Source organism: Rheinheimera sp. SA_1, assembly GCF_001669775.1.
Lineage (GTDB): Bacteria > Pseudomonadota > Gammaproteobacteria > Enterobacterales > Alteromonadaceae > Pararheinheimera.
The window spans coordinates 1-3,209 of record NZ_LXWK01000007.1 but is presented as its reverse complement, the minus strand read 5'-3'; the positions used below and the strand labels follow the sequence as shown (position 1 = coordinate 3,209).

Genomic DNA, 3,209 nt, shown 5'->3' with positions numbered 1-3,209 from the left:
GCTCTTTAACAATTAGGCAAGCTGATAGTAGTAAAAATAAAGGTCAACAATTTTATTGTGAACCTTAAGCACGATACTTACGATTTCAAAGACAATTTGGGGTTGTATGGTTAAGTGACTAAGCGTACACGGTGGATGCCTTGGCAGTCAGAGGCGATGAAGGACGTGCTAACCTGCGAAAAGCTGTGAGAAGTCGGTAAGAGACGTTAGACTCACAGATGTCCGAATGGGGAAACCCACCAGATTTATCTGGTATCGTATGATGAATACATAGTCATACGAGGCGAACCGGGAGAACTGAAACATCTAAGTACCCCGAGGAAAAGAAATCAACCGAGATCCCCTTAGTAGCGGCGAGCGAAAGGGGGCTAGCCCTTAAGTTGGTGAAGAATTAGTGGAAGGCTCTGGAAAGTGCCGCGATACAGGGTGATAGCCCCGTACACGAAAAGTCTTCATCAGTGAAAACGAGTAGGACGGGACACGAGACATCCTGTTTGAAGATGGGGGGACCATCCTCCAAGGCTAAATACTCCTGACTGACCGATAGTGAACCAGTACCGTGAGGGAAAGGCGAAAAGAACCCCTGTTAGGGGAGTGAAATAGAACCTGAAACCGTGTACGTACAAGCAGTGGGAGCCCCTTCGTGGGGTGACTGCGTACCTTTTGTATAATGGGTCAGCGACTTACATTCTGTAGCGAGGTTAACCGAATAGGGGAGCCGTAGGGAAACCGAGTCTTAACTGGGCGAATAGTTGCAGGGTGTAGACCCGAAACCGGGCGATCTACCCATGAGCAGGTTGAAGGTTGGGTAACACTAACTGGAGGACCGAACCCACTAATGTTGAAAAATTAGGGGATGACTTGTGGGTCGGAGTGAAAGGCTAATCAAGCTCGGAGATATCTGGTTCTCCTCGAAAGCTATTTAGGTAGCGCCTCGAGCGAATACCATTGGGGGTAGAGCACTGTTAAGGCTAGGGGGTCATCCCGACTTACCAACCCTTTGCAAACTCCGAATACCAATGAGTACTACTCGGGAGACACACGACGGGTGCTAACGTCCGCCGTGAAAAGGGAAACAACCCAGACCACCAGCTAAGGTCCCAAAGTCATGGTTAAGTGGAAAACGATGTGGAAAGGCATAGACAGCTAGGAGGTTGGCTTAGAAGCAGCCACCCTTTAAAGAAAGCGTAATAGCTCACTAGTCGAGTCGGTCTGCGCGGAAGATGTAACGGGGCTAAACCATGCACCGAAGCTGTGGACTTGTGCTAAGCACAAGTGGTAGAGGAGCGTTCTGTAAGCCGTAGAAGGTGTCTTGTGAAGGATGCTGGAGGTATCAGAAGTGCGAATGCTGACATAAGTAACGATAAGGGGAGTGAAAAACTTCCCCGCCGGAAGACCAAGGGTTCCTATCCCATGCTAATCAGGGTAGGGTAAGTCGGCCCCTAAGGCGAGGGCGAAAGCCGTAGTCGATGGGAAACGGGTTAATATTCCCGTACCGACAGTACTGCGATGGGGGGACGGAGAAGGCTAGGCAGGCATGGCGTTGGTAGTCCATGTGAAAGTATGTAGGTTGGGCGTTTAGGAAAATCCGGATGCCTAAGACTGAGATACGAGACGAGCCACTACGGTGGTGAAGCTGTTGATGCCACGCTTCCAGGAAAAGCCTCTAAGCTTCAGGTACTTGTCGACCGTACTCGAAACCGACACAGGTGGTCAGGTAGAGAATACCAAGGCGCTTGAGAGAACTCTGGTGAAGGAACTAGGCAAAATAGTACCGTAACTTCGGGAGAAGGTACGCTCTTGGGTGTGAAGGACTTGCTCCGTAAGCATCTGAGAGTCGCAGTGACCAGCTGGCTGCAACTGTTTATTAAAAACACAGCACTCTGCAAACTCGAGAGAGGACGTATAGGGTGTGACACCTGCCCGGTGCCGGAAGGTTAATTGATGGGGTTAGCGCAAGCGAAGCTCTTGATCGAAGCCCCGGTAAACGGCGGCCGTAACTATAACGGTCCTAAGGTAGCGAAATTCCTTGTCGGGTAAGTTCCGACCTGCACGAATGGTGTAATGATGGCCAGGCTGTCTCCACCAGAGACTCAGTGAAATTGAAATTGCGGTGAAGATGCCGTATACCCGCGGCTAGACGGAAAGACCCCGTGAACCTTTACTATAGCTTGGCACTGAACATTGACCCTGTATGTGTAGGATAGGTGGGAGGCTTTGAAGTTGTGACGCTAGTCACGATGGAGCCGTCCTTGAAATACCACCCTTGCATGTTTGATGTTCTAACGTGGGCCCCTAATCGGGGTTGCGGACAGTGTCTGGTGGGTAGTTTGACTGGGGCGGTCTCCTCCTAAAGAGTAACGGAGGAGCACGAAGGTTGGCTAAGTACGGTCGGACATCGTACGGTTAGTGCAAAGGCAGAAGCCAGCTTAACTGCGAGACAGACACGTCGAGCAGGTACGAAAGTAGGTCTTAGTGATCCGGTGGTTCTGTATGGAAGGGCCATCGCTCAACGGATAAAAGGTACTCCGGGGATAACAGGCTGATACCGCCCAAGAGTTCATATCGACGGCGGTGTTTGGCACCTCGATGTCGGCTCATCACATCCTGGGGCTGAAGTCGGTCCCAAGGGTATGGCTGTTCGCCATTTAAAGTGGTACGCGAGCTGGGTTTAGAACGTCGTGAGACAGTTCGGTCCCTATCTGCCGTGGGCGTTGGATGATTGATTGGAGTTGTTCCTAGTACGAGAGGACCGGAATGAACGAACCGCTGGTGTTCGGGTTGTCATGCCAATGGCACTGCCCGGTAGCTACGTTCGGAACGGATAACCGCTGAAAGCATCTAAGCGGGAAGCCGGCCAAGAGATGAGTCATCCCTTGTACCTTGAGTACACATAAGGGTTGTTGGAGACCACAACGTTGATAGGTGAGGTGTGGAAGCGTAGTGATACGTTAAGCTAACTCATACTAATTGCCCGAGAGGCTTAACCATACAACGCCCAAGTTGTTTTGAAGTAAGACGTGCTGAACTACTATCAAAGATTAAAAATCAAGCTTGTCTAAGTTAAAGAAGCTAAACAGTTTTTGCCTGGTGGCAATAGCGCTGTGGAACCACCTGAATCCATTCCGAACTCAGAAGTGAAACGCAGCTGCGACGATGGTAGTGTGGCAGATGCCATGCGAGAGTAGTACACCGCCAGGCTCCCAATA

General features: G+C 50.6%; 2 rRNA genes. Both read left to right on the top strand.

Annotated elements, in window-relative coordinates:
• Positions 1 to 108 precede the first annotated feature (108 nt).
• A 23S ribosomal RNA gene (locus A5320_RS01235) occupies positions 109 to 2,991 on the top strand.
• A gap of 95 nt (positions 2,992 to 3,086) precedes the next feature.
• Positions 3,087 to 3,201 (top strand): 5S ribosomal RNA (gene rrf, locus A5320_RS01230).
• Positions 3,202 to 3,209: the final 8 nt, after the last annotated feature.